This is a genomic window from Paraburkholderia sp. (genome assembly GCF_036488795.1).
GTDB lineage: Bacteria > Pseudomonadota > Gammaproteobacteria > Burkholderiales > Burkholderiaceae > Paraburkholderia.
The window spans coordinates 19,016-43,392 of the sequence record NZ_DASXHA010000036.1; the positions used below are offsets into that span (position 1 = coordinate 19,016).

At 64.6% G+C, this 24,377-nt stretch carries 26 protein-coding genes; 12 read left to right on the plus strand and 14 right to left on the minus strand.

The window, feature by feature from the left end; all coding sequences use genetic code 11:
• Positions 1 to 40: 40 nt before the first annotated feature.
• The 5 genes from VGH41_RS04300 to VGH41_RS04320 all read right to left on the minus strand — a co-directional run bounded on the left by VGH41_RS04300 (position 41) and on the right by VGH41_RS04320 (position 6,014).
• Positions 41 to 1,102, minus strand: a complete 1,062-nt coding sequence (locus VGH41_RS04300; RefSeq protein ID WP_331596100.1) for an ABC transporter permease — start codon at positions 1,100 to 1,102, stop codon at positions 41 to 43.
• A complete protein-coding gene (locus VGH41_RS04305; protein WP_331596101.1) occupies positions 1,099 to 2,712 on the minus strand; it encodes a sugar ABC transporter ATP-binding protein in 1,614 nt (537 codons plus the stop codon). The genes VGH41_RS04300 and VGH41_RS04305 overlap by 4 nt, the downstream gene beginning before the upstream one ends.
• Before the next feature lie 315 nt (positions 2,713 to 3,027).
• Positions 3,028 to 3,984: a sugar ABC transporter substrate-binding protein gene (locus VGH41_RS04310; protein ID WP_331596102.1), complete on the minus strand. Its 957-nt coding sequence runs from the start codon at positions 3,982 to 3,984 to the stop codon at positions 3,028 to 3,030.
• A 423-nt stretch (positions 3,985 to 4,407) separates the two neighbouring features.
• Positions 4,408 to 5,385: a magnesium/cobalt transporter CorA gene (gene corA, locus VGH41_RS04315; RefSeq protein WP_331596103.1), complete on the minus strand. Its 978-nt coding sequence runs from the start codon at positions 5,383 to 5,385 to the stop codon at positions 4,408 to 4,410.
• A gap of 188 nt (positions 5,386 to 5,573) precedes the next feature.
• On the minus strand, positions 5,574 to 6,014 hold the full coding sequence (locus VGH41_RS04320; protein ID WP_331596104.1) for a hypothetical protein: 441 nt from the start codon (positions 6,012 to 6,014) through the stop codon (positions 5,574 to 5,576).
• 358 nt (positions 6,015 to 6,372) lie between these two features.
• On the opposite strand from VGH41_RS04320, the gene cydX reads away from it, so the two are divergent.
• Positions 6,373 to 6,528 carry a cytochrome bd-I oxidase subunit CydX gene (gene cydX / locus VGH41_RS04325; protein WP_331596105.1) on the plus strand — a complete coding sequence of 52 codons (156 nt, stop codon included), beginning with the start codon at positions 6,373 to 6,375 and terminating at the stop codon, positions 6,526 to 6,528.
• Positions 6,528 to 7,148: an ATP-binding protein gene (locus VGH41_RS04330; RefSeq protein ID WP_331596106.1), complete on the plus strand. Its 621-nt coding sequence runs from the start codon at positions 6,528 to 6,530 to the stop codon at positions 7,146 to 7,148. Before cydX ends, VGH41_RS04330 begins: the two co-directional genes overlap by 1 nt.
• A gap of 185 nt (positions 7,149 to 7,333) precedes the next feature.
• Here the strand turns inward: VGH41_RS04330 and VGH41_RS04335 are convergent, their stop codons facing one another.
• The gene (locus VGH41_RS04335) at positions 7,334 to 8,431 is read right to left on the minus strand and encodes a saccharopine dehydrogenase family protein (RefSeq protein WP_331596107.1); all 1,098 of its coding nucleotides are present in this window, start codon (positions 8,429 to 8,431) and stop codon (positions 7,334 to 7,336) included.
• Positions 8,432 to 8,674: 243 nt separating this feature from the next.
• Positions 8,675 to 9,139, minus strand: a complete 465-nt coding sequence (locus VGH41_RS04340) for an Lrp/AsnC family transcriptional regulator (protein ID WP_331596108.1) — start codon at positions 9,137 to 9,139, stop codon at positions 8,675 to 8,677.
• A gap of 2 nt (positions 9,140 to 9,141) precedes the next feature.
• On the opposite strand from VGH41_RS04340, the gene VGH41_RS04345 reads away from it, so the two are divergent.
• The 3 genes from VGH41_RS04345 to VGH41_RS04355 all read left to right on the plus strand — a co-directional run bounded on the left by VGH41_RS04345 (position 9,142) and on the right by VGH41_RS04355 (position 10,655).
• Positions 9,142 to 9,348, plus strand: a complete 207-nt coding sequence (locus VGH41_RS04345) for a hypothetical protein (RefSeq protein ID WP_331596109.1) — start codon at positions 9,142 to 9,144, stop codon at positions 9,346 to 9,348.
• A 189-nt stretch (positions 9,349 to 9,537) separates the two neighbouring features.
• On the plus strand, positions 9,538 to 10,008 hold the full coding sequence (locus tag VGH41_RS04350; RefSeq protein WP_331596110.1) for a Spy/CpxP family protein refolding chaperone: 471 nt from the start codon (positions 9,538 to 9,540) through the stop codon (positions 10,006 to 10,008).
• A 209-nt stretch (positions 10,009 to 10,217) separates the two neighbouring features.
• Complete coding sequence (locus tag VGH41_RS04355) at positions 10,218 to 10,655, plus strand: PGDYG domain-containing protein (protein ID WP_331596111.1); 438 nt, start codon at positions 10,218 to 10,220, stop codon at positions 10,653 to 10,655.
• Between the two features lie 28 nt (positions 10,656 to 10,683).
• Here VGH41_RS04355 and VGH41_RS04360 read toward each other — a convergent pair whose 3' ends face one another.
• From VGH41_RS04360 to VGH41_RS04385, 6 genes are all read right to left on the minus strand, one after another.
• Complete coding sequence (locus tag VGH41_RS04360) at positions 10,684 to 11,049, minus strand: DUF3022 domain-containing protein (protein WP_331596112.1); 366 nt, start codon at positions 11,047 to 11,049, stop codon at positions 10,684 to 10,686.
• Between the two features lie 77 nt (positions 11,050 to 11,126).
• Entirely contained in the window at positions 11,127 to 12,026 is a 900-nt protein-coding gene (locus tag VGH41_RS04365) for a YhfC family intramembrane metalloprotease (protein WP_331596113.1), read from the minus strand.
• A gap of 73 nt (positions 12,027 to 12,099) precedes the next feature.
• Positions 12,100 to 13,167: a LacI family DNA-binding transcriptional regulator gene (locus VGH41_RS04370; RefSeq protein WP_331596114.1), complete on the minus strand. Its 1,068-nt coding sequence runs from the start codon at positions 13,165 to 13,167 to the stop codon at positions 12,100 to 12,102.
• Positions 13,168 to 13,174: 7 nt separating this feature from the next.
• Positions 13,175 to 14,140: a D-glycerate dehydrogenase gene (locus tag VGH41_RS04375; RefSeq protein ID WP_331596115.1), complete on the minus strand. Its 966-nt coding sequence runs from the start codon at positions 14,138 to 14,140 to the stop codon at positions 13,175 to 13,177.
• A 58-nt stretch (positions 14,141 to 14,198) separates the two neighbouring features.
• Positions 14,199 to 15,224 carry a sugar kinase gene (locus VGH41_RS04380; protein WP_331596116.1) on the minus strand — a complete coding sequence of 342 codons (1,026 nt, stop codon included), beginning with the start codon at positions 15,222 to 15,224 and terminating at the stop codon, positions 14,199 to 14,201.
• Positions 15,225 to 15,435: 211 nt separating this feature from the next.
• On the minus strand, positions 15,436 to 16,359 hold the full coding sequence (locus VGH41_RS04385; RefSeq protein WP_331596117.1) for a LysR family transcriptional regulator: 924 nt from the start codon (positions 16,357 to 16,359) through the stop codon (positions 15,436 to 15,438).
• Between the two features lie 115 nt (positions 16,360 to 16,474).
• On the opposite strand from VGH41_RS04385, the gene VGH41_RS04390 reads away from it, so the two are divergent.
• From VGH41_RS04390 to VGH41_RS04420, 7 genes are all read left to right on the plus strand, one after another.
• A complete protein-coding gene (locus VGH41_RS04390) occupies positions 16,475 to 17,548 on the plus strand; it encodes a YeiH family protein (RefSeq protein ID WP_331596118.1) in 1,074 nt (357 codons plus the stop codon).
• Between the two features lie 208 nt (positions 17,549 to 17,756).
• Positions 17,757 to 18,494, plus strand: coding sequence for a glutathione S-transferase (locus VGH41_RS04395; RefSeq protein WP_331596119.1), 738 nt, complete (start codon positions 17,757 to 17,759; stop codon positions 18,492 to 18,494).
• A gap of 154 nt (positions 18,495 to 18,648) precedes the next feature.
• The gene (locus VGH41_RS04400; protein ID WP_331596120.1) at positions 18,649 to 20,385 is read left to right on the plus strand and encodes a ClcB-like voltage-gated chloride channel protein; all 1,737 of its coding nucleotides are present in this window, start codon (positions 18,649 to 18,651) and stop codon (positions 20,383 to 20,385) included.
• 190 nt (positions 20,386 to 20,575) lie between these two features.
• Positions 20,576 to 21,913 (plus strand): C45 family peptidase, encoded by a 1,338-nt coding sequence (locus VGH41_RS04405; RefSeq protein ID WP_331596121.1) that lies wholly within the window; start codon positions 20,576 to 20,578, stop codon positions 21,911 to 21,913.
• A gap of 284 nt (positions 21,914 to 22,197) precedes the next feature.
• Positions 22,198 to 22,449, plus strand: coding sequence for a hypothetical protein (locus VGH41_RS04410; RefSeq protein ID WP_331596122.1), 252 nt, complete (start codon positions 22,198 to 22,200; stop codon positions 22,447 to 22,449).
• 83 nt (positions 22,450 to 22,532) lie between these two features.
• Entirely contained in the window at positions 22,533 to 22,763 is a 231-nt protein-coding gene (locus tag VGH41_RS04415; RefSeq protein ID WP_331596123.1) for a DUF2795 domain-containing protein, read from the plus strand.
• Positions 22,764 to 22,794: 31 nt separating this feature from the next.
• Positions 22,795 to 23,670, plus strand: a complete 876-nt coding sequence (locus VGH41_RS04420) for an AraC family transcriptional regulator (protein ID WP_331596124.1) — start codon at positions 22,795 to 22,797, stop codon at positions 23,668 to 23,670.
• Between the two features lie 45 nt (positions 23,671 to 23,715).
• Here VGH41_RS04420 and VGH41_RS04425 read toward each other — a convergent pair whose 3' ends face one another.
• The gene (locus VGH41_RS04425; protein ID WP_331596125.1) at positions 23,716 to 24,168 is read right to left on the minus strand and encodes a GNAT family N-acetyltransferase; all 453 of its coding nucleotides are present in this window, start codon (positions 24,166 to 24,168) and stop codon (positions 23,716 to 23,718) included.
• Between the last annotated feature and the right edge of the window lie 209 nt (positions 24,169 to 24,377).

Sequence of the window (24,377 nt, forward strand, 5' to 3'; positions counted from 1 at the left end):
GATACCTGAGACGCCTGACACCTTCTTTACCTGTTGCCGTTCAGACCCGCCTGCGCCGGCTGCGATACGTATCCAGCACGACTGCGACGACGATCACCGCGCCGGTGATGATGCGTTTGGTCGGCTCGTTCGCGCCGATCTGCGCGAGGCCGGCCGCCAGCACCGAGATGATCAACACGCCAAAGAACGTGCTGATCACCGAACCGCGTCCACCCATCAGGCTGGTTCCGCCAATCACCACGGCGGCAATCACCTGCAGTTCCAGGCCGACGCCCGCGTTCGGGTCTGCCGCTTCGAGCCGCGAGATCTGGAACAGCGCAGCCAGCCCGGCAAACGCGCCCATCAGCGCGAACACGATCACCTTGTAGGGTCGCGGATTGACGCCCGCGAGCCGCACCGCCTCTTCATTCGTGCCGATGCCGACCAGGTAACGGCCGAACACCGTACGCGTGAGCACCAGGTGCGCGATCACCATCACCGCCACCGCGATCAGGAACGCCGGCGAAATGCCGAACGCGATCGGGTTCGACAGCACGTCGAAGGCGTCGCCGATATACGCCGTGCGCGAATTCGTCATCTGATACGCGAGGCCCCGCGCCGCCTCGAGCACGCCCAGCGACACGATGAACGACGGAATCCGCCAGCCCACCGTCACCGCGCCCGTCACCGTGCCGGTCAGCGCCGCCGCGGCCACGCCGAGCACCGCGGCCGGCAGCGGCGGCCAGTGCCACTTCAGGGCCGCCACGCTGACCACCGACGCGCCGAGCGCCAGCACCGAGCCCACCGACAGATCGATCCCGGCGATGATCAGCACGAAGGTCATGCCCACCGCCATCACGACCAGATCCGGAATCTGGTTGGCAATCGTGCTGAACGTGTCGTACGTCAGAAAGTGCGAACTGAGCAGCGAAAACAGCACGATCATCGCCAGCAACGCGCCAGCCAGACCCAGGTAGTTCGAAAAGCCGAGCCGTGTACCAACCGGCTTGCCGCTTGCGAGCGGCGCGGACGGGTCGGCCGTGGGCGCGGCCCCCGCGCCCGCACTGGCACCGCTCTGGGTCCCGCCTTGCGCGCCACCGTCCGCCACCGGTCGATTCGTCATGACAGACTCCCTGTTTCGTGCGTGTCGTGGGTGTCGGGCGTAGCCGGAGCGTGCAGCAACGTTTCGCGGGCGCGGTAGCCGGCGAACGCGGCGGCCAGCAACGCGTCCTGCGACCAGTCATCGCGCTCGAACATGCCCGTCATGCGCCCCGCCGACATCACGCCGATCCGGTCGCAGATCAGCATCAGTTCACGCAGGTCACTCGACACCACGACGAGCGCGCGGCCCTCGCGAGCCAGTGCGCCCATCAAGCCATAAATATCGAACTTCGCGCCGACATCGATGCCGCGCGTAGGTTCGTCGAATAACAGCACGCGGCAATCGCGCGCCAGCCACCGGCCGATCACGACCTTCTGCTGATTGCCGCCCGACAGCTCGCCGACAATCTGCGCCGGCCCCGAGCTGCGAATCCGCATCGCCGCGATCTGCTCCTGCGCAAGCGCGTTTTCCCGCTTCGCGTCGATGAGACCGTAGCGCGCCACGCTGCCGAGGTTGCCGAGCGACACGTTGGCCGCAATCGGCTGCGGCAGCAGCAGCCCCTCGCCCTTGCGATCTTCGGTGATCAGCGCAATCCCTTCGCGCACCGCGTCGGCCGGCGAGGTAATCCGCACCGGCGTAGGCGCCGCACCCGGCGTTTGCGCCAGCGACACCGTGCCGCTCTCGCTCTGATCGGCGCCGTAAATCAGGCGCATCAGTTCCGTGCGGCCCGCGCCGATCAGGCCGCTGATGCCGAAAATCTCGCCGGCCCGCACTTCGAACGACACGTCATTCACAATCTTGCCGCGCGTCAGGCCTTCGACCTTCAGCAGCGGCGCACCAATCTTGCGCACGCCCAGATCGATCCGCTCGCCCAGCTCGCGGCCCACCATCAGCGTGACAATCTGGTCGCTGGTCAGCGCGTTCATGGCGTCGACCCGTACCAGCCGCCCGTCGCGCAGTACCGCGATGCGCTCGGCGACCTTCGCCAGTTCCTCGAGCCGGTGCGAGATGTAGACCAGCGCGACGCCGCGCGACTTGAGCCGTTCGATCTGCTCGAACAGCAGGTCGACTTCGCGCGCGGTCAGCATCGCGGTCGGCTCGTCGAGGATCAGCACCCGGCAATCGCCAATCAGGTTGCGCGCGATCTCGACCATCTGCTGATGGCCGATGCCGAGTTCGCCCACCAGCGTGTCCGGGTCGATCGCCTCCAGCCCCACCTGCGCCATCGCCGCGCGCGCATCCTCACGCAAGCGCCGCCGGTCGATCCAGCCGAGGCGCAGCGGACCGGCCTGCGGCAGGTGATTGAGAAACAGGTTCTCCGCCACCGACAAGGTAGGCAGCAGATTCAGCTCCTGCATCACCATGCGCACGCCGAGCGCCTCGGCCGCGGTGCGGCTCGCGGGCGCGTAAGGCGCGTCGGCGAGACGCATCGAGCCGGCCGTCGGCTCGACCAGGCCGCCGATGATCTTCGAAAGCGTGCTCTTGCCCGCGCCGTTTTCGCCGGTCAGCGCCAACACCTCGCCCGCAAAGAGCGAGAGAGCGACGTCGGCGAGCACCGGTTCGGCATACGTCTTACCGATTCCGGTCACGGACAGTACGGCAGGCAATGCGTCGTGGGCGGTCAAATCCATCGCGATCCTGGTTCCGGGGCCGCCGCGCGCGGGCTTCAACCGGATGGCGAACCGGCTCGAGCCCGCGACGGGCAACCACGTGTCATGTCGGCTCAAGGCGCGCAGTGCGCTAAGTTTCCCGCACTCCTCTCCCGCCGCGCATCCGCCGACATCACGCTTGTCTCTGGAATAACGGCGCCGCTACAGCTTTCTTGAGCGTTTATTGAATTGACCCGGCGCGGCGGCGGGAAACGGCTCCGGACTCTGAAACCAGGCCGGAAACCGTCATGCGGCGTTTGAGCCGCCCGCGCGCCGTTTGCCGGGCGCCGCCCCGGTTTATTTCGTCACCAGATCCACCGGCGTTTCGACCACGCCGGACAGTTCAGACTGCTTCTTGTGCTCGCTCAAGGCCTTCAACGCAGTGTCGATTCCGAACACAGCCTGCTTGGCCGCGTACTGGTCCGCTGTGGCGAGTACCCGGCCATCTTTCAGCATGGGCTTGATGGCGTCGATGTTGTCGTAGCCGACCACGTACACCTTGCCTTGCTTGCCGGCCGCACGCACCGCGGACACGGCGCCGATCGCCATGTTGTCGTTACCGGCGAGCAGCGCCTTCAGGTTGGGATATTCATTGAGCATCGCGGAGGCGACGGCATTGCCCTTGTCGATTTCCCACTCGCCCGACTGCACCGAGTCGATCTTCGCCGGGACCTTCTGCATGGCCGTCTTGAAGCCCGCCGTGCGCTGCTGGGCATTGGTGGTGGTCGACACGCCTTCGATGATGCCGACCTCGTCCCCGGCCTTGAGCTTCCTGGCCAGGTAGTCGCCCACCTTCTCCGCGCCCTTGGCGTTGTCAGGGCCGACGAACGGTACGTTCAGGTCCTTCGACTTGAGCACGTCCGGATCGAGCCGGTTGTCGATGTTCACGACGATGATGCCCGCATCCACCGCCTTCTTGACGACGGGTACCAGCGCCTTCGAATCGGCCGGCGCCAGCACGATTGCATCGACCTTCGAGACGATCATCTGCTCGACGATCTGGATCTGCGCCGTGGTATCCGTTTCATTCTTGATGCCGTTGGTGATCAGATCGAACTGGCTCGGGTTGTGTTTCTGGTAGTCCTTCGCGCCGTTTTCCATGGTGAGGAAAAACTCATTGGCGAGCGACTTCATGACGAGCGCCACCTTGGGCTTTTTGGCAGCCTGCGCATGAGCGGAAGAAAAAGGCAGCGCAACAGAAGCAGTGAGCATGACAGCGGCCGCCAGAACGCGGCGGCGAATGCGGTGGTTCATGCATATCTCCAGATTTATGGTTTATTCGACTCAGGGAGAGCCGTGTTTTTGACTACACGCAAACGTTTGCGAGGTCCATTTTCACCAGAGCCCGTGCAAAGTGTCAACGAATTGCAATGTTGCACTGCACAGGCGCTGCGTTTCGTGTGGCGGGCCTGCGGGCCGTCGTCGAAACGGATTGATGGAAAGGGTCCCCCGCTCGGCTTACGCGTGCGGCTTTGTCGCTCCCCCGCATGCTTTTACGTGGGAGTGGCCGCCTATGCTGTACCGTTATTGCGTGCGGCGCAAGCCGGGAGAACCTTCAGGGGCGGCCATGGGCGCGAGAAAGTGGCCGCCTGGCCGGCCTGTGCGCGGTGCGATTTGCACGCCGCTGAACGACCGGGATCAACGGCCACTTTCAACGGGCACTTTCAACGGCCACGTTCAGAGCCAGCCGGCCTTGCGGAAACGCCACCACAGGAACAGGTCCACGGCGAGCATGACGCTCAGGCAGATGGGGTAGCCATACTTGTAATGCAGCTCGGGGATGGACTGGAAGTTCATGCCGTAGATGCCGGCAATCATGGTCGGCACGGCGAACAGCGCTGCAAACGAGCCGAGCCGTTTGGTCACTTCGCTCTCGGCCAGAGAGATCATGCCGAGATTCACCTGGATGGCGGTGACGATCAATTCGCGGCGCCCGTCGATGATGTGCACGATCCGTTCGAGATGGTCGTACACGTCGCGGAAATACGCTTCCATGCCCGCGCAGATTTGCGGAACGCGGCCGCCGCTCAGCTTGCTGATCGCCTCCTGCAGCGGCGCAATATGATGCTGCAGCGTGACGAGGCGGCGCTTCAGCGAATACAGGTCTTCAATGATGGCGCGCGAAGCCGCCAGATTGTTCTTGTTGAAGATGCGGTCTTCGACCTCTTCGATTTCGGCGCTGAGCGCCTCGATGACCGGGAAATAGCGATCGACAATATCGTCAGCCAGCGCGTACAGCACGAAGGCGGCGCCCTCCCTGAGCAGCTTCGGTTCGCGCTCGCAGCGGGCCCGCACGTCGCTGAAGCCGAACCGGGTGCGATGACGTACGGAGAGTACGTAATTCGTGCCGACGAACACGTCCACCTCGCCGATCAGCAGCTCGTTGTCGTCGTCCATCTCCACCGTGTGCATCACCGCGAACAGCGACTCGCCGTACTCTTCGATCTTGGGCCGTTGATGCCCCTGCTGGGCGTCCTCGATGGCCAGTTCATGCAGACTGAATTCCGCCTTCATCACCGCGAGTTCGTCGGGGCTCGCGTCTTTGAGCGCGACCCAGACGAAGCATTCGGGGCGCGCGACATACTCGCTGATGTCTTCGATCGGGATGTCGGCAAGCTTGCGGCCATCCTGGTAAGCCGCGCAATTGATCAGCATGATGTGAATTACCTTGAATGCGGAGGCAGGCAGCGCCAGGGCCGCACTACGTTAGGGCGGCACCGAACCTGCGCGTTCGAACCAATGTGAGCTGCCATGTTACGGGCTTTGCGGATTCCAGGTGTCCAGCAATTGTCACGGCTTCAGCCGGACGGCGTCGTGACAGCATGCTGAACAGCAGGCGTGAATCACTGAACGACCCGGTGCAGCTCGATGCGGTGGTCCGCATTGAAGCTCACCGACGCGCGGTTCGAATAACGGGTGTCGGCGGTCACGATGAAGCCCAGTTCGACGACCGGATCGAACTGCGTCGATACGCCGATGCGGTGCATGCCGGGACTCAGATAAAAGACCACGTGTTCGCCGTTCATCAGGTCCGTGACCTGCATGCCATCCACGTACACGAGTGCGTCGCGAAAGCGGACGATCAGGTCGCGCGAGCGCTCCCGCCGCACGTCCACAGCAACGAGCCCCTCGCCAGGCGCGGTGTAGCCCGCCTTGACGATGCGCGCCGGGGGCACCGGTTTGAATGACACGGGCTCGGCCGGCGTAGACGCGCAGGCCGCCAGGCATAACAACACCGCTGCAAGCAGCGCGGCCTTCCAGTGCAGCAGCGGGCGGGTTGGCATGAACGGTCTCCGAAGTCGTTGTTGTGGTGTGATGCTGCGGGCGCAGTTGGTGTCAATAGAATTGGCCCGGGCCGCGAACTCTCCTCGCCGGCGCACACGAGCTGCCGCTCCCGCGGCGAGGCGCTCACCCGCTTTTAGTCAACATCACGAACGAATGATCTGCCATGTCTTGCCCCGACACATATTCACACTGCCATGCATGATAGCAATGCAAGGCCGTTTCGCCATCTGGCCGAACGGCCTATGGTTCGCCTCTTGCGCGGCGCGCGCTACTTGGTCATGATCTGCAGAGACGAACGGCATGGCGGCCTTGTGCTCCCACAACGGCCGCCCAGCGACTTCGATCAAGGAGACCGCCATGTGGTATTTCAGCTGGATTCTCGGTATCGGCGTGGCACTAGGTTTTGGCATCATCAACGTGATGTGGCTCGAAGCCAATGGCAAGTTCGCGCGCGACCCGGCACCGGGCGAAGCGCAAGACGACCCAGCCGCCTTTGCGCAGGACGAATCGTAGTGGCCCATCTGGTTTTCTTCTGCGGTCATGCAGGCACCGGTAAGACGACGCTCGCCAAAAGGTTGATCGGCCCGCTGATGCGAACCACCCGTCATGGCTTCTGCCTGCTCGACAAGGACACGCTCTACGGCGGCTACAGTGCCGCCGCAATGGCGCTGCTGAACAACGACCCCAACGATCGCGACAGCCCGCTTTTTCTGCAGCATCTGCGCGATCCGGAATATCGCGGCCTGATCGGCACTGCCCGGGAGAATCTCGAGCTTGGTATCGGTGCGCTGGTGGTCGGCCCGCTTTCGCGTGAAGTGCGCGAGCGGCGCCTGTTCGATCGGGCGTGGCTTGGGGTGGGCGACGACGTCGAGATTCACGTCGTGTGGGTGCACACGTCGGAGGAGACGGCGCGGCAGCGGATCGTCGCACGGGCGGACCCGAACGACGCCTACAAGCTCGCGCATTGGGATGAATACCGGCAGCGCCGCTTCACGCCGGACGAGGCGACCTGTGCAGAACTGCTGATGTTCGACAATACCGCGCCCGCGGCGGCGGACTACGAGGCGCTGCTCGCGCGGATTGTCGGTGGCCGGCCGGCGTCGCCGGTGATCATGCCGCCGGTTCCCGCATAGCGGCAAAGACGCGTGCCACCCGTGTGCGGTTACCCGGAAACAGTCAAGCTGGCAGGTCCAGACAGCACAACGCCCCCAGGTAACCGGGGGCGCTGAAACGGCCCTCTGAGTGGCCTGTCACCTTGTGCTGCAACGCCTGCTCACGGCCCTCGGCAAGCCGCTTTCGGGCTATCTGACGACTGAGCTCAAACCGTCGCCATTGCGTCGAGCGATTTGCCTTCATACAACTGACCGAAGCGATTGCCGAGGAACTCGCGCAGCGACACCTGCTCCTGGCGCACAAACCCGCTTTGCGGCAGCTTCTTCTCGCGGAACAGATCGAGCACGGCGCACATCGCGCCCGCGGTCGTAATCTGGATTGCGCTCATCGGCACGCCGCACACGGTCTTCGCGAAGATCTTGCGTGTGAAGACCTCTTGCACCAGTTGGCCATCGCGCATGCCCGTTACCGTGATGAAGATCAACACGACGTCCTGTGCCGTCGAGGGCACCGAACGGCGCATGATCGACTTCAGTGTGTCGCGATCCGTGGCGAGGCGCAGGTCCTCCAGCAGGAATTGCATCAGGTCGCGATGGCCCGGATAACGCACTGACTTGTAGTCGAGCGTCTCGACCCGGCCCGACAGCGTCTCGCACAGCGTACCGAGGCCGCCGGAGGTGTTGAAGGCTTCATATTCGGTACCGTCGAGCGAGAAGTGTTCGAGGCCTTCGAGCGGCTGCACCCACTGCGTACGACTGTCGCGGATCGCTTCGCAAGGCTGGCAATATTCGTTGATGAGGCCGTCGACGCTCCACGTCAGGTTGTACTTCAGCGCGTTGGTCGGAAACTCCGGCAGAGCGCCGACGCGCATCTTGACGTCACGGATTTCGCTGAAGCGGTTCGCCAGTTCGTGCGCCGCAATGCCGATAAAGCCAGGCGCGAGGCCGCACTGCGGCATGAACGCGTGGTCGGCGTCGTCGGCAATCGCGCGGATCGCGCTGGTGGCACGCACGTCTTCGGTCAGATCGAAGTAATGGACGCCGGCGCCCTTGGCGGCGGACGCGACATTCACGGCAAGGTAGTAGGGCAATGCGTTGACGAGCGCATCGAAGCCTTGCACGGCGGCGCGCAGTGCGGAGGCGTCGGCGGAGTCCACACGGCGCGTCGGAATACCCTGTTCGGCGAGCTTGTCGAGCGCTTGCTGGTCGCGGTCGAAGGCGACCACTTCGTAGTCGCCGGTCTCACGCAGCATATGGGCAATGGTGTGGCCGATCAAACCTGCGCCAACGATGGCAACTTTCATGCGCTTCTCCTTGTTCTGTGTCTGCTTGTATGCTGTTTCCAGCTTCGAAAGTGCGCTGCGCTCAGGCGCTGCGCGCTGCGGGCCGAACCCTTGCAACACAGTTTAGGGAGAAGCAAAAACAGATCATAGGCACAAAATGCTGCGCTCTGACCAGCTATTTCGACGTTATGACGAGAAAGTACGACGATTCGACGAAAACGTATAAAAATCGTGTAAACGGCGGCGCATGCCGGACTCGCGCCTTCAGCCCCCAATCATGCCCCGATCGATCTTGCGGGCCAGAATGATCGAAGTCGTGGTCCGCTCGACCCCCTCCAGCGCGCCGATCTGATCCAGCAGGTCGTTGAGCCGGTCGGGCGAATCCGCGCGCAGCCACGCGACGTAATCGAACTCGCCGCTCACCGCGCACAGCAGTTGCACCTCGGGCATCCTGCCGAGCCGCTTCTGCACGTCCGGCCCGTGCTTCGGTGCAATGATGATGCCGACATAAGCGTAGATGCTCGCATCGAGCACATCCTGGCCGAGCCGCACGCTGTAGCCGGCAATCACATTGGTACGTTCGAGCCGCGCGATGCGCGCAATCACTGTGGTGCGCGCCACGCCGAGCTGGCGGGCGAGATCGGCGACGCTTTCGCGGGCGTTGGCTTGCAGCAGCGCGACCAGATTACGGTCGAGCTCGTCGAGTTGATCGAGGCGCGGAGGTCTCATCGGTGGTTATCAGTGAAAGTCGGTTGAACACGATGCAGCGGATTATCTCCCGCGCGCTGTCAAACGCCGAAGCATTCGATCATGAAGGCGACGAAGCTCGCCCGCTTCGTCCGTCAGAATTCGCCGGCACTGTCGCAGTACTGACGACTATCGCCGTCAGACTGACCGCCTCGATCGCGGCCACCCCGGTTTTCATGCCGACAGCTTGATGCACGCCGCTATTTCCTGTTCGTTTCGGTTGTAAGCGTTTGTCGCAGCGTAGTCGCATTGCAGGAATATCGTGTTACTAATAGCGGGCTTGGCAAAGCAGGCTTTGCAGCCGGCGCTACCATCGCGCTATCCAGGCTGCCCGCGCCGTACACGCGCTACCCGAATACGAACGACCATCAGGAGTTTCGATGAAAAAAGCACTGGTAATCCTCGCCTCCACGCTCGCCATGAGCGGTGCCTTCGCACAAACCGCAGCACCCGCTTCGGCACCCGTTGCAAACGCCATGGCAGCGTCCGCACCGGGGGGCAAACACGAGCGCAATGTCGAAGACCGCATTGCCTACCTGCACTCGCAACTGAAGATCACGCCCGCGCAGGAAACGCAATGGAACGCCTTTGCCGACGTGATGCGCAGCAACGGCCAGACCATGAGCCAGCTGTTCCAGGAACGCAGGGCGGCGACCAACCTGTCCGCGCTCGACGACATGAAGCAATACGCCACCATCGCCCAGGCCCACGCCGACGGCATGAAGCGGCTGGTCGACGCATTCGAGCCGCTATACAGCAGCTTCTCGGCGGAGCAGAAGACGCTCGCCGACACGACCTTCCGTCACGAGCCGCCCCAAGGCGGCAAGAAGCACGGCAAGGCCGCCAAGTAAGCCTAAAAGCCGTTGAACACACAACGCCCGCCCTCATCGGCGGGCGTTGTGCTTTTATGCTTCTGGCATCATGCGGGTGCGCGAGCTGACGGCGTGTGTGGATCGCTTGCCGTGCGCCGTGCATTGCGTCGCGTTACCGGTGGGTTTTAGCTGTGCTTCGCCCGCTTCCTGTTGCTTACCTGCGTTTCATCTTACCGGCCATCTGCTTCATGATCGAACTCAAGAACCTCGACCTGCGTTCCGACGCCGCCGCACAGCGCGTCGTCAAGCAAGAAACCGTCACCGTCGAATTTGCCGCCGGCGCTGGCGAACTGATGAGCCTCGAAGGTCCGAACCGCTATGCACGCGGCGACGCGCTCATCACGGGTTCGACCGGCGACCGCTGGGTCGTCTCACGCGATCGTTTCGATGCGAAATACGTCCCCGCCGATGCGGCGCTCGCGCACGGCGACGCGGGCGCTTACCGCAACCGCCCGGCCATCGTGCTGGCCTTGCAGATGAACGAGCCGTTTGCTCTCGCGCGCTCGGCGGCGGGCGGCGACGTGCTGCACGGCAACGCCGGCGACTGGGTCATGCAATATGCGCCCGGCGATTATGGCGTCGTTCAGGCGGCGCGTTTTGCCAAGGTTTATCGCACGGCGGATTAGCGCGTGCGGCGAACCGCAAACGCCGCGCTTACGCGAACTGTTCGTCGAGCTCGACGGTGACCTCACGCGGCACCGCTTCACCGTTTGCATACTGCTCTTCGAGCGAGCCGATGGTCGCCTCGACATACGCGCGCAGCACCGCGAAGCTACGGCCCCGCAGCCGTACCGGCAATGCGCGATAGCGCGCCAGCACCACCGGCGTCATCACCACACTGAGCGTGATGCGGCGCGCCGCCGCGCCGAAGCGCATGGCGACCCAATGGACCACCAGCGTCGGCGTGCCGTCTTCGGCGGGGCGCTCGCTGAACTGGGTCTGTTCCGGGAACAGGTCGCTGATGACCCGCGCGAGTTCTTCGAAGTCGGGGCTCGCGCAGTCGTATTGATAGGCTTCCATTTTTACAGGCCAAAGGTTGCGAAGTTGCCGGCGCGCCGCGTGCAGACCGGCGCGCGCTCGTACATTCAATCAGGCATTCAGATGGCGCGCGCCGGCTGCCTGAACAGCTTCATCAGCACGCCCGTGACGATCACCGCCGCCAGCGCATAAATGGCGTCCACCGCGAACAGCGGCAGCACCCGTGCCTGAAACAGCGTGGCGGGCACGTCGACGAGCGCATGGGCGAAGATGGCCAACGGCAGGATACCGCGCCAGCCAGCACGCACGCCGCGCCACATCAAGACGGACATGCCGATCTGGAACACCAGCGCCGCGACCCGTTCGAGCAGGAAAATACCGGCCGACTGCGGTGACAGACTGGCGAGGACCAGATGCAGGCGCATCAGCGAGTCGGGCGGCACGTTGCCCAGATAAGTGTCGAGTTCGCCACGATTTTCGATCACGGCAAACACGATCCACTGGATCTGCACCAGCACGCCGACCATCCAGGCCTCCGCGCCGCCGTGACCGAGGCCGTAAGCGAGCGCGCTGCCGTCGCCGCTCGGGACCGCGGTTTGGGTCGCAGGTTTTGCCACCACCTGCGTCGCAGCCGTGGAACCGCCCTCTGCCGCGGAAGTCTCGGAAGTCGCGAGAGTCGCACCGGCCGCGTGACGCGTCGTCAGCCGTCGCCACATCAGCTTCATGGCGATGAAACGCCCTCCTTCCTCGCACACTCCCGCGGCCAGCGCACCATAGATCACGAACACCAGCGGGTTCGACAGCCACCCAGCGGTCGTCTCGTTCTGATGCAGCACATAGCCGTTGAGCGCGCGCTCGATCACCATCGCGAACAACGCGAACACGGCGATACCGGCAATCGCATCGCGCGAGGACAGGCCCAGCGGGCGGCGCAGGCGTCGATACAGGACAATGGGCAAAAGAGCAACGAACAACGTCGCGAGCGCGACGCAGGTGAGAGTCAGCGGTGCAACAACCATGGGTTTCCTTGCGATGTCCGGCGCGCACCCGCTGCGCGCCGCAGCCCGAATGATCGCAGATTCGGCGCGAAGTTCAGCGCGAAGTTGAAGCGCGCACGACCAGCTCGCCTCTCAGCAGGCAGTCGCGCGCGTCCGCTGCGCCCCCGGCGATGCGCTCATGCAGGAATTCCACCGCGCGCCAGCCGATCTGATAGGTCGGCTGGCGGATCGTCGTGATGCCGGTCAATTCGGCCCATTCGGGGTCGTCGATGGACAGCAGCGCGACGAGCTCCTGCCAGCGCGCACCATGACGCGCGTTCAGATGCCGTGCGAGGCTCAGCGCGACCGGCGCATTCGCCGCGAACAACGCAATGCGGCCGCGGGTGTTCGCCGGGGCGGCGTGCCTGGCCAGCGCGGCGTCCAGCGCCTGATCCAGTTCCGCCAGGGTCTGCTCCACGACGGCCGCATCACCGAGATCCAGCACCACCGTGTGCCCGCGTGCACGGGTCTGCCCGCCCAGCACCGCGTGAAACGCCGCCTCGCGTAAGCGCCGCGAACTGACGCGCTCGAACGGCTGCACGACAAACCAGAGGTCGTCGAAACCCTGCTCGAGCAGATGACGCGTGCCAAGTTCAGCCGCAGCCGTGTTGTCGAGCCCGACCCGGTCCGCGACCAGTCCATCCACCGTTCGGTCCACCAGCACGGCCGGAATCCCGCCGTCGCCCACCGGTCTGAGCGTCTCTTCGCGCACGCCGACCGCGTTGACGATCACACCTTCCACACGGTAAGTGGTCAACAGTTGCAGATAGCGCCGCTCCATTTCCACTTCGTTGGCGGCATGGCAGATCAGCGGCATATAGCCGAGCGCGTGACAGGCCGCCTCGACGCCTTGCAGCACTTCCACCGAGTACGGGTTCGTCAGGTCCGCGACCAGCATGCCGACGAGGCGATTGCGGCCACGCTTGAGGCCGCGCGCCATCTGATTGGGCTGATAGTCGAGCCGTTCGATCGCGGCCTCGATCCGCGCGCGCAGTTCGGGCGACAACACGCTCAGCTCGCCGTTCAGATAGCGCGAGATGCTGGTCTTGCCGGTGCCGGCTTCGCGGGCCACGTCGCTGATGGTCGCGCGGCGCGGCGGCGCGACGGTGTATGGAAGGTTCACCGAAGTCTCACTTGTGCAGAACGTCGCGATTGACGATGTGGGTGGTCAGCGTGCCATCCAGCGCGGCCACGAGATTCTCTGCCGCATTGCGCGCCATGGCGTGGCGCGTCTCGTGCGTCGCCGAGCCGATATGCGGCAATGCGACCACGTTGGGCATCTTCAGGAGCGGCGAGTCGGCGGCCAGCGGTTCGGTTTCGAACACGTCGAGCCCTGCCGCGTGGATCGTGCCGGACTGCAGCGCCTCGATCAGCGCCGCTTCGTCGACGGTCGCGCCGCGTGAGGCGTTAATCAGGATCGCACTCTTCTTCATCGCGCGCAGCTGGTCGGCGCCGATCAGATGCCGGGTCTCGGGCGTAAGCGGCACCTGCAGACACACGAAATCCGAGGTGGCCAGCAGTTCGCCTAGTTCCACGCGCCGTGCGCCGTATGCCTGCTCCGCTTGCAGATTCGGGCTGCGATTGGTGTATTGCACCTTCATGTTGAAGCCGAGCGCCGCGCGTCGCGCCACTGCGCCGCCAATCCGCCCCAGGCCCACGATGCCGAGCATCTTGCCCTGCACATCGACGCCATAGTGCGCCGGGCCAATGCCGCTGCGCCATTGACCGGCCCTGACCCAGTCGGCCAGTTCGACCACCCGGCGCGCACTGGCGAGCATCAGCGAGAACACCGTGTCGGCAGTGGATTCGGTCAGCACGTCCGGCGTATGCGCGAGCACGATGCCGCGCCGCGTGAGATCGGCGACGTCGAACTGATCGAAGCCGACCGAGACAGTCGACAGCGCCTTCAGCTTCGTCGCGCCCTCCAGCATCCGGGGCGTGATCTTCACGCTCGAGCCGATCGCCCCGTCCGCGTCTTTCAGCGCGGCGGCCAGGGCCTCGTGCTGCGTGGCGTCGACCTGCACCACCTCGGCATGCTGACGCAGATAGGCGAGCACGTCGTCGGGCAACGGCTTGTAGGCGACAATTTTCTTCATCGGCTTATTTTCCTTGCAGTGTGGGGCGACGCGCCCGGGCGGATTCAGCGGCCGCGGTTTAACGGCGCGCGTCAACAGTAGCGTGACAAGCAATGCCATGCTCATCGTGTTTGACGGTAGCACCGGATACGCAACCGGTAGCCCGTTCCAGTGCATCGAGTTCGGCGCGGGTCGGCAGTCCCTCGGAATCGCCGATCACCTGAATCGCCAGCGCCCCAATCCGATTGCCGCGCGCCACCGCTTCCGGCAACTCGAGCCGTTCCAGCAAGCCGCTGATCACGCCGACCGCGAAACCATCGCCTGCGCCGACCGTGTCGATCACCTGCTCGACGCGCTGCGCGGCCACCACGCCGGCGTCGTCCGCCGTGCGGAAATACGCGCCGCGTGCGCCGAGCTTGATGACGACGCCGCGCGCGCCTCGATCCAGATAGAAACGCGCGATATCTTCCGGTTTCGTATAGCCGGTGAGAATCTCGCCCTCGCCGATGCCCGGCAGCACCCAGTCAGCGAGTTCCGCCAGGGCGTTCAACCCGTCCACCATTGCCTCGCGCGACGGCCACAGCGTCGGGCGCAAATTCGGATCGAACGAGATCGTCTTGCCCGCTGCGCGCATCTCGTGGGCTAGCAGAAAGGCCAGTTCACGCGACGACGCGGAGATGGCCGGGGCCACGCCCGTCAGATGCAAATGGCGCGCCGGCAACACGTAAGACGACGCATAGTCGGCCGTCGACAGATGACTCGCGGCCGAACCTTTGCGGAAGTATTCGATCGCAGGATCGCTGCCGTCGCCGGTTTTCGACTTGAGCTGAAAACCCGTCGGATAGCGCGGATCGGTCGTTACGCATTGCTGGTCGATCCCTTCGCGGCTCAACGTGTCGCGCACATACTGACCGAACGAATCGGCGCCGACGCGGCTCATCCAGCCCACCTTGAAGCCGAGCCGCGACAAGCCGATCGCCACGTTCAGATCGGCGCCGGCAATGCGCTTCGTGAATTGCCCGACGCCGGCGAGCGGACCGGTTTCGGCGGCGACGAACATCGCCATTGCTTCGCCGTAGGTGATGACGTCGAGCCTCGGATTCATTGCGGATGTCTCCTGATCGCTGAGCGTGCTGCTTCGTTTCGCCTGGCCTCGTGCGCCATGGCCTTCCGTTCAGCCACGCTCGACGGCTGCATAAATGGAACCGGTTCCATCTGCACACCGAAAAAAAGCGCCTGGCGCCTGATGGACCGGATAGTGCGCCTTGAGCGTCCAGGCGCACCATTGTGGAAATCCCTAAACGGCCCGCGCGGGATCATGGCGCTTCGCGCGCCCAGTCGCCCTCACCCATAGTCAAAGCCAAAAACCGCTCCACCACCCGCGACGGCGCGCTCGCATGCGGAATCAGGATGGAGAAGCGCCGCTTCAGCGGCTCCGGACTAAGCGAGAACAGGCACAGCGCGCCGCTCTCGTGGCGCATCGACATGGCCGAGACAAAGCCGATTCCCATGCCCGCCCGCACCGCTTCCTTCACCCCTTCGACACCGGCGATCTCCAGCGCCACCCGCATCGGCACGGCGGCGCGCGCGAACGCCCGCTCGACCATCTGCCGTACGCCCGAACCGGCTTCGCGCAGCACCAGCGGATGGGCACCCAGCGCCTGCAGATCAATGGGCCCATAGCGCGCCGGGTCGGCGCCCGCCGCCTGCGCGAGCGGATGGGTGCGCGGCATGATGGCGACGATCTCGTCCTCGCGCCACGGCTGCACCGCGGTGTCCGGCGGCAGATCCGTGCCGACCGGCCCTTCGACCAACGCAATATCCAGCGAAACCAGCGTGCCGACGATATCCGCCGTGTTGCCATCCACGGTATGCAAGCTCACGTCGGGATAGCGCCGGTGAAACTCGGCGATCAGGTATGGCAGCAGGTAGCTGGCGGGCGTCGTACTCGCACCGATGCGCAGGGTGCCGCGCTCCAGTCCGCGCAGCGCGTCGCGATAGGCGTGCGCCTGCCGCCACGTGTCGCGCAGACGCGCCGCATAGCTGGCGAGCTGTTCGCCCGCGGGCGTGAGGCGCACGCCGCGCCCGTCGCGCTGATAGAGCGGCTCGCCGAATTCGTCCTGCAACTGACGCAACTGGCCGGACACCGCCGGCTGCGACAGATGCAACGCGACCGCGGCCCGGCTGATGTTGCGATGCTCGGCGACGGCGGCGAAAGTTATAAGCTGGTCAGGGGTCATGGCGCTCAACTATCGTTTGAGGCGATAGTTTATGTCACAAATGACGATTTTTCATATCGATATATCTAAATTAGGATTGGACCGTCAAAATCAGCCCGCCACGAAGGCAACCATCATGTCCACCGTCCATGTCCACGCCGTTCCCGAGCACGCCGCGTCAGCCACCCGCGGCCAGCTCAACGGCATTCTCTTCGTCGCCCTGTTCGCGGCGGCGGTCACGCGCATCGCGGCCGTCCCCGCCATCGCGGGACTGGGCCTGAGCCCGCTGATCGTCGGCATCGTCGCGGGTGCGATCTACGGGAATGCGCTGCGCGACGGCATGCCGGCCAGCTGGGCGGCCGGCGTCAACTTCTCGGCGCGCAAGCTGCTGCGCATCGCGGTGGCGTGCTTCGGTTTGCGCGTGAGCTTGCAGGAGATCGCTCAGGTGGGTTTGCCGGGACTGGCGGAATCGGTGCTGGTGGTGGTCAGCACCCTGGTGATCGGCACGTGGGCCGGCATGAAGCTGATGAAACTGGATCGCGACACGGCGCTGCTGACGGCCGCCGGCAGCGCCATCTGCGGTGCCGCCGCCGTGCTCGCCTTCGAGTCCACGCTGCAATCGAAGCCGCACAAGAGCGCAATGGCGGTCGGCAGCGTGGTGCTGTTCGGCACGCTCTCGATGTTCCTCTACCCGCTGCTGTTCAAGGCAGGCTGGCTGCATCTCGATACGGTCGGCGCCGGCCTCTTCTTCGGCGGCACGATTCACGAAGTGGCCCAGGTGGTCGGCGCGGCCAGCAATGTCAGCCCGGAAGCCACGCACGTTGCCACCATCGTCAAGATGACGCGCGTGATGCTGCTGGTGCCGGTGCTGCTGGTGGTCGGTTGGTGGGTCAACCGCCCGGCCAACGCAACCGCAAGCGGCGCCCGGCATGCGCCGCGCAAGCTGGCCATCCCCTGGTTCGCGCTCGGTTTTCTCGGCTTCGTCGTGGTGAATTCGCTGCACGTGCTGCCTGCCGCGGCCACCCAAACCCTCAATACGCTCGACACGTTCGCCCTGACGATGGCCATGACCGCGCTTGGTATCGAAACCCGCATTTCGCAGATCCGCGAGGCCGGTCCGCGCGCGCTGACCACCGGGCTGATCCTGTATGTATGGCTGACGGCCGGCGGGCTGGGAATCACGTGGCTGGTGCAACGGCTGCCCGGCTAAGGTGCCGCGCCTTCGCCTCGCCCCCCGCGCGCGGGGTTTTATGCTCATCTGCGGGCACAACGCGGCGGCCGCGCGCGGCATACTGCCTGCTACGCCTGTGCAAGGTGTCTGAGCTCGGTATAGGGCGGCACATGCCGAAACAATCAGCATCGAAGCGAGTGCGGGCGGGTCAACCCGTGGTGTGGATCAACCGGACAAGGATCGATCGATGAGCTATCAACTCTACTATTGGGACGGTTTGCAGGGACGCGGCGAGTTTGTGCGGCTGGCGCTGGAAGAAGCGCGGGCCGACTACGTCGAAGTCTGTCGCGGCAGTGAAAGCGCGGGGCTGGGCATCGGCGCGATGATGGACGTGCTGGGCAGCAAGAGCGAGCCGCATCCGCCTTACGCGCCGCCGTTTCTCAGGGACGGCGACCTGCTGATTCCGCAAACCGCCAACATCCTGTTTTACCTCGGCCCGAAGCTCGGTCTCGCACCGCGTGACGAAGGCTTGCGCTACGTGGCAAACGGCCTGCAATTGACCGTCGCGGATATGGTCACCGAAGTGCACGACACGCATCATCCGCTCGCAACCGGCCTCTATTACGAGGACCAGAAAGACGCCGCAAAAATCCGCGCGCACGATTTCATCGACAACCGCATCCCAAAGTTCATGCGTTACTTCGAGCGCGTGCTCAAACAAAACCCGGACGGCGACCAGCATATGGTGAGCGGCGCGCTGACCTACGTGGACCTGTCGATGTTCCAGCTGATCGACGGCCTGCACTACGCGTTTCCACGCGCGATGAAGCGTTTCGGCGAGCACTACCCGAGACTCGCGGCGCTGCACGACGCGGTGGCGGAGCGGCCCAACCTTGCCGCTTATCTGACATCGAAGCGGCGCCTTGCGTATAACGAAACGGGCATCTTCCGACACTACCCCGAACTCGACAAGGCCGCGCGATGAGCCCATTGCGTCCGCTTCACGCGGCACCGGACACCCGCTCGCGGCGCGCTGTCAATCCGCGGCACTCCCGCCCGTCGCGCGCCTCACACGCGGCGGGCGCAGTGCTATTCTTGCGCGCGGTTCCTTTCCACTCCTTAACTCTTCTGCTGCCCACGTGCTTTCATTCCTGCTGAGGCTGCGCACCCGCGCGCAAAAACTGTTTCGACTGTCGGAAGCCCATACGATGCTGGTGTGGTCGGTGGTGGTCGGTATCGCAGGGGCGTTCGCCACCATTGCATTTCGCGAGTGCATCGCGCTGCTGCAACGGGCCATTTCGGGCGGCTCGGGCAGTTTCGTCGAAATGGCGCGGCACATGCCGTGGACCGAGCGCATCTGGATGCCGGCCGCAGGCGGTCTGGTCGCGGGCTTTCTGCTGTTGATCGCGCGGCGTCACGCGGATAAGCACGCGCATACCGACTACATGGAAGCGGTGGCGATCGGCGACGGCGTCGTGCCGGTGCGTCTGAGTTTCTGGCGCAGCGTGTCGTCGCTGTTCACGATTGCAAGCGGCGGCTCGATTGGCCGCGAAGGTCCGATGGTGCAGCTGGCGGCGCTGAGCGGCTCGCTGATCGGACGCTGGGTGCATTTCGATCCGGCACGCCTGCGTCTGCTGGTAGCGTGCGGCGCGGCGGCCGGCATCACCTCCGCGTACAGCGCGCCGATTGCCGGCGCGTTCTTCGTCACCGAGATCGTGCTCGGCTCGATCGCGATGGACAGCTTCGGGCCGGTGGTCGTGGCCGCCGTGGTGGCGAACATCACCATGCGCGAATTCACGCGCTATCAGCCGCCTTACGAAATGCCCGCGTTTCCCCCGGTGGCGGGTCTCGAAGTGCTGCTGTTCGTCGCGCTCGGGGTGTTGTGCGGCGCCGCTGCGCCGCAGTTTCTGCGCATGCTCGACCTGTCGAAAGCCGGCTTTCGCAAGCTGCCGGTGCCGCTGCCCGTGAGGCTCGCGCTGGGCGGCTTCGTGGTGGGTATTCTGTCGGTGTGGTCACCCGAGGTATGGGGCAACGGCTACAGCGTCGTCAACTCCATCCTGCATTCACCGTGGACGTGGAGCGCGCTCGTCCTCGTGCTGGTGTTCAAGGTGATCGCGACGGCCGCGACCACCGGCTCCGGCGCGGTAGGCGGTATTTTCACGCCGACGCTATTCGTCGGCGCGGTCGTCGGTTCGCTGTTCGGTCAGGGTATGCATGCGCTGTGGCCGCATGCCACGTCGGCGCCATCGTATGCGTATGCGATGGTGGGCATGGGCGCCTTTCTCGCCGGCGCCACCCAGGCGCCGCTGATGGCGATCCTGATGATCTTCGAAATGACGCTCAGCTATCAGGTTGTCTTGCCGCTGATGCTCTCGTGCGTGGTGGCATATTTCGTCGCGCGTGCGATCGGCAAGACCTCGATGTACGAAATCACCCTGCACCGCAACCGCGAGGAACAGGAACGCTCACGCCTGCGCGCCACCCAGATGCGCGAGCTGATCCGTCCCGCTGAAACCGTCGTCACTCCGCAGGCAACCGTGCAGGAGATGACACGGGTGTTCCTCGAATATCCGGTCAAGTATCTGTACGTGGCCGACGCGAGCGGCTGCTTTCTCGGCGTGGTCGCGCTGAAGGACATTACGTCCGACCTGCTCGACAGGCGCGACACCTCCGCCAGAACGGCAGCCGACTATCTGCAGCCGCACTTCGACGTGCTGACCCCGGATATGCCGCTGGGCGTTGCCCTGCAGCACTTTCTGGCGTTCCAGGGCGAACGGCTGCCGGTCATCGAAAGCGCGGCGTGTCCGAAGCTCGCCGGGGTCGTCTATAAGACCTCGCTGCTCGACGCCTATTTCCGCATGAATCCGTCGCACTGAACGACCGCGCGCCGCGCGTACCGATAGCGCGATACAGCACAGACGGCGCGTGGCAAACCCTCACAGACTCATTACAATGAAAATGCAGCATACGCGGCGCACGTAGCCCACCCGTGCGCGCGCTGCGCGCTGACACCACGCTGCGCCGGGCGCTGTCGACAGATGCCCGCGCCTTCGACCCGGAGCGAAAATGAGCGAACCCTTCACCGACGCGATGCGCCGCGACGAAGCGGGCTGGATTTTCGTGCATATCGAAGGCGAGCCGTACGATCGCGGTGAACAGCACGGACAGTTGCTTGCCAGCGAAATCCAGAACGCCATCCGTACCGCGCGCTACCTCGCGAAGTGGGACACCGGCGAAGACTTCGACACCTTCGTCGATGCCGCTGTCTCGCAGTTCGCACCCAAACTCGACACCGAATTCGCCGACGAGATCCAAGGCATCGCCGACGGCGCCAAACTGCCGTTCGCCGAAGTCCTGGCGTGGAACGGCTATATGGATCTGCTGCAAAGCTGGTGGCCGAATCATGTGGCCACGCAGCAGCCGCGTCTGGGCGTCAAACCCTGGCGCGGCCGGCGCGGCCATCACTGCAGCGCCTTTATCGCCACCGGCAATGCGACGCGCGACGGCCGCATTGTGATGGCGCACAACTCGTGGGACCGCTATGCGGCGGGCGACGCCTTCAACGTCGTGTTCGACATCGTGCCCGACACCGGCCACCGCATCCTGATGCAAGGGCTGCCCGGCTGCATTTCCAGCCTCACCGACTTCTGGATCACCGCCGCCGGCCTGATGGTGACCGAAACCACCATTTCGAGCTTCGTCGGCTACAACGCGGGCGGCGCGCCAGAGTTCTATCGCTCGCGGCGCGCGACGCAGTACGCCAATAGCATCGGCGAATGGTGTGAGATGTTCGCCCAGGGGAATAACGGCGGCTACGCCAATAGCTGGCTGCTCGGCGACACCAAGACCGGCGAGATTGCCCGCTACGAACTGGGGCTTCACTACTCCGGCTTCGAAAGCACCAGGGACGGCTTTTACAGCGGCTACAACACCGCCACGGATCTGAAGATTCGCAACCAGGAATGCCTCGGCGAAGGCGACGACTATACGGATGTGCGCAAGAACGGCGCGCGGCGCCTGCGCTTCATGCAACTGGCGGAACTGCATCACGGCAAGATCGACGTGGAACTGGCCCGTCAGATGATTGCCGACCATCACGATGTCTATCTGGACCGCAGCGACAACCCATGCTCGCGAACCATCTGCGGGCACCTCGAACTCGACGACGCGCGCTTTGGCGGATCGGACCACGGTCCGTTCAACCCGTGGGGCGCCAACGACGGCAAGGTCGTGGACAGCGAAATGGCCCGCGACATGGCGTTCAGCGCGCGCTGGGGCCACCCGTGCGGACGCCCGTTCGACGCGCAGGCGTTCATGAAGCGCCATCCGCAGTGGAACTGGCTCAACGGCTATATGCAGGACCGGCCGTCGTGGCCATGGACGCGCTTTGACGCGTTGCGCTAAGGCGCACGGAACCGCCTTGCGGGCGCTCCGGAGACCCACCGTCCTGCGGCACGACCGTTCGCGACGCGAATGGTTTTTTTCTGCCATGATCGTGACTGGATGGCATCCGTTGGTCGCGCGTTTGTCGCTTTTATGCAGGCGCTTGCAAGATTTGCCGTCTAAGATGGAAGAAGTGCGGCGCGCGGCGAGCGCGGCTGCACGAGGCGTATGCCTGCCCTGCGGCCGCAGGAGTGGCATAGCGCTTGCTGCAGTCATTGCGCTGCATGAGGAAAGGAGGTCGGGTGATGAAAACCTCGACACTGATGGTCATGGTGACGCTGTCCGCTTCGTGCTTTGCCGCGCCGGTTCATACCGCGCTCGACAGCACGCGCGAGGCCGCCGTCGAACGCGCCAATGCGGCGCCGGTGGCGCCCGCGGCGCCTGAAGTGCACGTGATCGACGAAAATCGCCCGCAGCACTGGGAGCACATTGCGCTTCCCAAATCGAGACATCTGGAGCGCGGCTTCACCGCGCAGAACGAACATCTGCAAACGTAACGCCGTGCGCTGAAGGCCGCACGGGCCGCCACGGCACCGGCGACCGCCGCGAATATTTCACATGACCCTCAAGGAGCGCGCGCATGGCCGGCTCGGCTATCCCTGGCGAATCAATCGACATGCAAATTGCCGACGTCTTGCGTGAAGTCACCTATCCGATCAACAAGGACGGCCTCGTCGACGCCGCGCGCGACGCCGGCGCGAGCAACGAAGTTCTCGCCATGCTGGACGGTCTGCCCGAACAGGACTACGCGGATGTCGCGTCGGTGACGCGGCTGATCGGCAGCAACTTCGGGCCGGGCCTCGGGGCTTGAGCGGCTTGCAACGCTCAGCGGATCTATGCGCATGAACCGCGTCGAAACGGGACACGCGCGTTCGCCTCGCAGCGCGGACGCGGACTGGATCGAGCGCGCGCCGCCAACGGGCGGCATCGAACGCATCGAAGCCTTCTTTCATCACACCGCATACGACCTGCACCGGCACGATACCTATGCGATCGGCCGCACGCTCGCCGGCGTGCAGTGCTTTCACTACCGTCGCGGCATCCGCAACAGTGTGCCGGGCATGACGATGGTGCTGCATCCAGACGAAGCGCACGACGGTCAGGCCGGCACCGATGAAGGCTTCCGCTACCGGATGGTGTATATCGAACCGGCGCTGTTCCAGCAAGCGCTAGGCGGCAAGCCGCTGCCGTTTATCGAAGGCGGACTGTCGACGGATCCACGCCTCGTTGCCGCAACCGAGTCGCTCTTGCAGACGGTCGATCATCGTCTCGATCCGCTCGAACAGGACGACGCCATTTTCGATCTGGCGCTCGCGCTCGATGCCGTCGCGGGCCACGCTTCGCGCGTGCGCGTTGCCGACTATCGTGCCGCCGAGCAGGCCCGCCAGTACCTCCATGATTCGCCGGACGAGGCGGTGACGCTCGACGAACTGGCTGCACTCAGCGGCCGCGACAAATGGAGTCTGTCGCGCGATTTCAGGGCCTTGTTCGGCACCAGCCCGCATCGCTATATGACGATGCGCCGGCTGGATCGGGTACGCGAACTGGCCGCCCAGGGAGTGCCGCTCGCGGATGCGTCGGCTGCCGCCGGTTTCGCCGACCAGAGTCATATGACGCGGCACTTCACCAGTACGTGGGGCGTGTCACCGGCAAGGTGGCTGAAGATGCTCGGGCCGCTGGAACTCCCGCGCCCGTCGCCGGGCGCGCATCGGCGCTGAACAAAGCGGGCGCACTGCGCCCAGCGAGCGTGGATCGGAACCTCGCTACGCCGGGCGCGGAGGGAACGGCTCACGGACGTAATAGATGTCCCACTCGCTCTCGGCCGTTTTGACAAAGCCGTGGCGCTGATAAAAGCGGTTCGAGTCGCTCTCGCGCAGCGCGCCGACCCGCACCGCCAATGACTGCCTGTCCGCGTCGGCGATTACCGCGGCCAGCGTGACGGCACCGACGCCCTTGCCCTGCTGCGCGGGCACGACATACAAATGATCGAGAAGCAGATGGTCAGCGGCGGGCCTGACCAGCACGAAGCCGGCCGGCGCGCCGTCGACCAGGATATAGCGGCAGAATTTTGCGTCGAACGACGCGAGAAAGCGCTCACGGGCGCGTGCAGGATCGAACCGGCCGATGCGCTGCAGGCTCTCGCGCATCGCCTCGATGCGTATCTGCACGAGCGCTTCGACGTCGTCAGCGGTGGCGGGCGCGAAGCTTACTTGCAACGTGTCATGCTCCCGAAGAGTGTGGGCGGCTTGCCCGCGAGCCGACGTTGCGCTGTGATGCGTGCACGCCGGTTCGCAGTATCGCCTTAACGCCTGTTCACACTCAAGGGGCCCATCCAGCCATGCCAACCACCGACGGCATCAGACCGCCGAAGGCTGTTCCGTCACCCGCGAGCGGGTCACCTTGCGCGAACTCGACGCGGACGGTT